Source organism: Acidimicrobiales bacterium, from assembly GCA_036399815.1.
In the GTDB taxonomy this organism is placed as follows: Bacteria; Actinomycetota; Acidimicrobiia; order Acidimicrobiales; family DASWMK01; genus DASWMK01.
The window spans coordinates 1-5,775 of sequence record DASWMK010000033.1; the positions used below are offsets into that span (position 1 = coordinate 1).

The 5,775-nt window shown below is 79.5% G+C and carries 2 protein-coding genes; both read left to right on the top strand.

The window, feature by feature from the left end; all coding sequences use genetic code 11:
- Positions 1 to 2,517, top strand: a 2,517-nt coding sequence (locus VGB14_02140; GenBank protein HEX9991707.1) for a PD-(D/E)XK nuclease family protein, incomplete at its 5' end; no start/stop codon positions are given.
- On the top strand, positions 2,514 to 5,775 hold a 3,262-nt coding region (locus VGB14_02145; GenBank protein ID HEX9991708.1), incomplete at its 3' end, for a UvrD-helicase domain-containing protein. The genes VGB14_02140 and VGB14_02145, both read left to right, overlap by 4 nt.

Genomic DNA, 5,775 nt, shown 5'->3' on the forward strand with positions numbered 1-5,775 from the left:
CCCCGGCGCCTGACCGGGCCCGAGGTCGCGCTCGTCGCCGCCCTCGGGGTCGGCGGCGGCCTCACCGCGGTGGTCGGCGTGACGGGCGCGGCCGACGCCGACGAGCCCGCCCGCCGGGTGGTGGACCGGCTGGCCCCGCTCCTCGGCGACCCGGTGGTCGGGGCCGAGGCGCCCGCGCCGCCCACGGGCGACGTCGTCGTGCGGGCGCCGGACCCGGAGGAGGAGGTGCGGGTGGCCGTGCGCCAGGTGGTCGCCTGGCTGGCCGCCGACCCGTCCCACCGGGCCGACCGCGTCGCGCTCGCCACCCGCCTCGGCTCGCCGTACGACCTGCTGCTCTCCGAGGCGCTCTCGGCGGCCGGACTGGCCCACCACGCCCCGCCCACTCGCACGGTGGCCCAGTCCGTCGCCGGGCGGGTGCTCCTCGGCCTGCTCGCCCTGCCCGACCGCCGCCTCGACAGGGCCGAGGTCCTGCGCTGGCTGCGCAGCGGGCCGATCCTCGACGCCGACGGCCAGCGGGCCCACGTCGGCCGGTGGGACCGCCTCTCCCGGCAGGCCGGGGTGTCGGCCGGGCCCGAGCAGTGGGCGGCCCGGCTCGGGCACCTCGCCGCCGGGCTGGACGACCGGCTGGCCGGGGCAGCCGGGGCCGAGGAGGAGCGCTGGGTCGAGCGGGTGGCGGCGGACCGGGCCGAGGTCGACCGGCTGGCCGCGTTCGTGGCGGAGCTGGCCGAGCGGTCCGACCCGGGCGCCCGCCGGGGCTGGCCGGCGCTGGCGTCGTGGGCGAAGGGCCTGCTGGCCCGCTACCTCGGGGGCCGGTCCCGCTGGTCGGCGTGGCCGGCGGAGGAGCAGGCGGCCGGCGAGCGGGTCCTCGCCGTGCTCGACGAGCTGGCCGGCCTCGGGGGCGTCGAGCCGGGGGCCGACGCCGCCCTCCTGCGCCGCGTGCTGGAGCGCGAGCTCGCCGCGCCGGTGCGGGGCGGCGGGTTCGGGCGGGGCGTGATCGTCGCCCGGGTGGGCGACCTGGTCGGCGTCGAGGTCGACCGGCTCGTCGTCCTCGGCATGGACGACGGGAGGTTCCCGCCGAAGGGTGGGGACGACCCGCTGCTGCCGGATCGCGAGCGGCGCGCCGCCGGGGTCGACCTGCCGACGCGGGCCCGCACCCGCGGCGAGGAGCACCGGGACCTGCTGGCCGCCCTCGCCGGCGCCGGGCACGCCACCGTGTCGTACCCGCGGACCGACCCGAGGGCCCAGCGCCGCCTGCTCCCGGCGCCCTGGTTGCTGGACACGGCGTCGGCCCTGGCGGGGCGCACCGTCCGCAGCGCCGACCTGCCGGCGCTGGCCGCCGCCGGCGCGGCCTGGCTGGTCGACCTGCCGTCGTTCACGTGGTGGCTGGCGGCGGGGCGCGAGCCGGCGACCGAGGGGGAGTGGGAGCTGTCGGCCCTGCTCGCCGGGGCCCCGGCGGCGGCGGTGGCGCCCGCGCTGGCGAGGGGGCTGGCGGCCGTCGAGGCCCGGCGCCGGGGCGAGTTCTCGGTGTGGACCGGGCTGGTCGGCCCCCGTCCCGAGCTCGCCGTCACCGACGGCCGGCCCCGCTCGCCGACCGCGCTCGAGCGCTGGGCGACCTGCCCGTTCCAGTACTTCCTCCACTCGGTCCTCCGGGTGACCGGCCTCGACGACCCGGCCGAGGCGGACACGATCGGCCCGCTCGACAAGGGGTCGCTCGTCCACGCCGTCCTCGAGGCGGTGGTCCGCCCCCGCGTCGGCTCGATGGCGCCCGGCGAGCCGTGGGGCCCGGACGACCACGCCCGCCTGCGCGAGGTCGCCGAGGCCGCCCGTCGCCGACTGGAGCAGGCCGGGCGCACCGGGCGGCCGCTGCTCTGGCGGCTCGAGTGGTCCCGCATGGTCCGCGACCTGGCCGTCACCCTCGACCTGGACAGTCGCCACCGGGTGGCCGCCGGCACCGCGCCGGTCGCCGTCGAGCACGCCTTCGGCTTCGGCGACGAGCCGCCCGTCGAGGTCGTCGTCGGCGTCGAGCGGCGGGTCGTGTTCCGGGGGGTGATCGACCGGGTCGACGCCGGGCCGGGCGGTGCCGTCGAGGTCGTCGACTACAAGACGGGCGGCACCCGCGGCTACGAGGCGCTGCGGGACGGCGCCGACGTGACCGCGGGCGGCCGGCTCCTCCAGCTCGGCGTGTACGGCCGGGCGGCCAGGGCCAGGTGGGGCGACGGCCCGGTCGACGCCCGGTACTGGTTCGTCACCGAGAAGGGCCGGTTCCTCCGTCTGGGCGGCGCCGTGGACGAGGCGGCCGACCGGCGGGTCGAGGAGGTCGTCAGGGTCGTCGCCGACGGGATCGAGGCCGGCCACTTCCCGGCCCGGCCGGGCGACGACGACGGCTGGTTCGGCCCCGCCCACTGCCGGGGCTGCCCCTACGACCGCATCTGCCCGGCGGCGCGGACCGAGCAGTGGGAGCGGGTCAGGGAGGCCGAGCCGCTGGCCCGGTACGTCGAGCTGGTGGAGGGGTCGTGACCGACGAGGCGGCCAGGCGCCGCATCGCCGAGGACCTCGACGCCACCCTGTTCGTCGAGGCCGGCGCGGGCACGGGCAAGACCACCGCCCTGGTCGCCCGGGTCGTGCGCCTGGTCGCCACCGGGCGGGTCACCGACCTCGGCCGGCTGGCGGCGATCACGTTCACCGAGGCCGCCGCGGCCGAGCTGCGGGAGCGGGTGCGGGCCGGGCTGGAGGACGCGGCGGCCGACGACACCCTCCCGGCCGACGAGCGGGCGAGGTGCGCGGCCGGAGCGGCGACGGTCGACGACGCCGCCGTCACCACCCTGCACGGGTTCGCGGCCCGGATCCTCGCCGACCACCCGCTCGAGGCCGGCGTGCCGCCCGGTTTCGAGATCGTCGACGAGGTCGAGGAGCGGGTCGAGGTCGAGGAGCGGTGGCAGGCCTTCGTGGGCGAGCTCCTGGCCGACCCCGCCCACGAGCCCGCCCTGCTGCGGGCGTTCGCGCTGCGCCTGTCACCCGCGCACCTCCGGGCCGTGGCCGAGGCCTTCCACGCCTCGTGGGACCGCCTGGTGGACGTCGACCTCGCCGTCGTCCCGCCGCCCGCCGTCGACCCCGGGCCGGTCCTCGCCGCCCTCGACCTCGCCTGCGAGCACGTGGGCCGCCACCCGGCCGACGACCGCCTGGCCCGCTACCTGGAGGACGAGGTGGCGCCGTTCCGGGCGCGCCTCGCCGCCGCGGCCGCCGACGGCGACGAGGTGGACGTGCTGCGGGCCCTCGACGGGGCCCGCCTGCGGCCCGGCAACCGGGGGTCCGCCGCGGTGTGGGGCGGCGACAAGCCGGCCGTCACACAGGCGGTCGAGGAGGCCGAGCGGCACCGGGTCGCGGTGCTCCACGCCGCCCGCCAGGCCGCGCTCACCGCCCTGCTCCCGCCGCTGCGGCGCTTCGTGCTCGACCTCGCCGGCGAGCGCCGGGCGGCCGGGCGCCTGGCCTTCCACGACCTGCTCGTGCTGGCCCGCGACCTGCTCCGGCGGTCGGTGCCGGTCCGGGTCGAGGAGTCCCGGCGGTGGGACCGCCTCCTCCTCGACGAGTTCCAGGACACCGACCCGCTCCAGATCGAGATCGCCGCCCTGCTCGCGCTGGACGACCCGGCGGCCGACCCGGCGCCGCCGTGGGACCGGGCCCGGCTGGTGCCGGGGAAGCTGTTCCTCGTCGGCGACCCGAAGCAGTCGATCTACCGGTTCCGGCGGGCCGACATCGCCCTCTACGACCGGGCCGCCATCCGGTTCAACGGCGGCCTCGTCCGGCTGTCCCGCAACTTCCGCACGGTCCCGTCGGTGCTGGCGTGGGTCAACCGAGCCTTCGGCTCGATCATCGGCGAGGGCGAGCCGGGCGCGCAGCCGGCCTACGTCGACCTCGAGCCCAGCCGGGAGGAGGTGCTCGACGGCGAGGGCGGGCCCGCCGTCGCCGTGGTCGGCGGCCCCCTCGACGGGGCGTCGATGGGGGTGGTGCGGGAGCACGAGGCGGCCGCCGTCGCCGGGCTCGTGCGCCGCATGCGGGACGAGGGCTGGCCGGTGCTGGAGGACGACCGGCCCCGGCCGCTGACCTTCGCCGACGTCGCCCTGCTCGTGCCCACCCGCACGCCGCTCGGCGCCATCGAGCGGGCGCTCGACGCCGCCGACGTCCCGTACCGCATCGAGAGCCGGTCGCTCGTGTTCGCCACCGACGAGGTGCGCGAGCTGCTGGCCGTGCTCGAGGCCGTCGACGACCCCGGCGACGCCGTCGCCGTGGTGGCCGCCCTGCGCTCGCTGGGGTTCGCCTGCGCGGACGACGAGCTCGCCGAGTGGCGGGCCGCCGGCGGCAGCTGGGACCCCCGTCGGGACCCGCCGGAGGGCCTCCCCGCCGACCACCCGGTCGCCGCCGCGCTCGCCGACCTGGCCGCCCTGCACGAGCGGCGCTGGTGGGAGCCGGTGCCCGACCTGGTCGCCCGCGTGGTGCGGGAGCGGCGGCTGGTCGAGCTCACCACCGCCCACCCTCGGCCCCGCGACCACTGGCGGCGCCTCCGCTTCCTCGTCGACCAGGCCAGGGCGTGGGCCGAGCGCGGCGGGCTGAGCCTCGGCGGGTTCCTGGCATGGGCCCGGCGCCAGGCCGACGAGGACGCGAGGGTGCTCGAGGTCGTCGCGCCCGAGGGCGACGACGACGCCGTTCGCATCCTCACCGTCCACGGCGCGAAGGGCCTCGAGTTCCCGGCCGTCGTGCTGGCCGGGCTGGGCGGCGCCGTCGACACCCGCTCGGCGACGGTGCTCTGGGGCGACGGCGGCCCCGAGGTCGCCGTCGGCGCCAAGGACGCCAACCGGTTCGAGACGCCCGGCTACGACGACCACCGCCTGACCGAGGCGCGGATGGAGGAGCTGGAGGGCCACCGCCTCCTGTACGTCGCCGCCACCCGGGCCCGCGACCACCTCGTCGTCAGCCTGTTCCACAAGCCCACCAACGGCGCCCGCCGCTCGGCCGCCGAGCTCCTGTCCGGCCTCTGCACCGACGAGACGGGCTGCCGCCGCCTCGACCCCGCCCCGGCCACCGCCGCCCCGCTGGCGCCCCCCTCCACTTCGCCGCCGGCCGCACCCGACCGCGGCCCGTGGACGGCGGCCACGGCCGCCGCCGTCGCCCGCTCCCACCTCCCGCCCACGGTCGTCGCCACGGCCCTCACCGACCTCCCCGCGACCACGACCGCCGCCGCGGCCAACGGTTTCGGCGACCCGCCTCAGTCACCCGCCGACGCTGTAGGGACCGCCTCCGAGGCGGCCGCCGGTCCGGGCGTCCCGGCCCCGCCGCTCGGCGGCGAGGCGACCCCCGGCGACGCGGTCGACGCCGTGGAGGGCGACAGAGGCATACCGGTCGCTCCGGAGCTCGGCAGTGCGGCCCATGACCACGCCGCGCCGGCGCACGCTCCCGAGCACGGCGGCGAGCCCGCCGGCGCCGCGCCCGTGGGCGGGCCCGAGCAGCTGGTGCTGGACCTCACCGGTCCGCCGCCGAGGCCGGCGGCGGCCGACCGGGCACCGGGTGGGGGTGCCGCCGTCGGGCGGGCCGTGCACGCCGTGCTCCAGTCCGTCGACCTCGCCACCGGCGCCCACCTGGAGGCGCTCGCCGCGGCGGCGGCCGCCGGCGAGGGCATCGCCGACCGGGCCGGCGTGGTGGCGGCGCTGGCCGACGCCGCCCGCCGGGCGCCGGTCGTGCAGGCGGCCGTGCGGGGCGGCCGGTGGTGGCGGGAGGTACCCG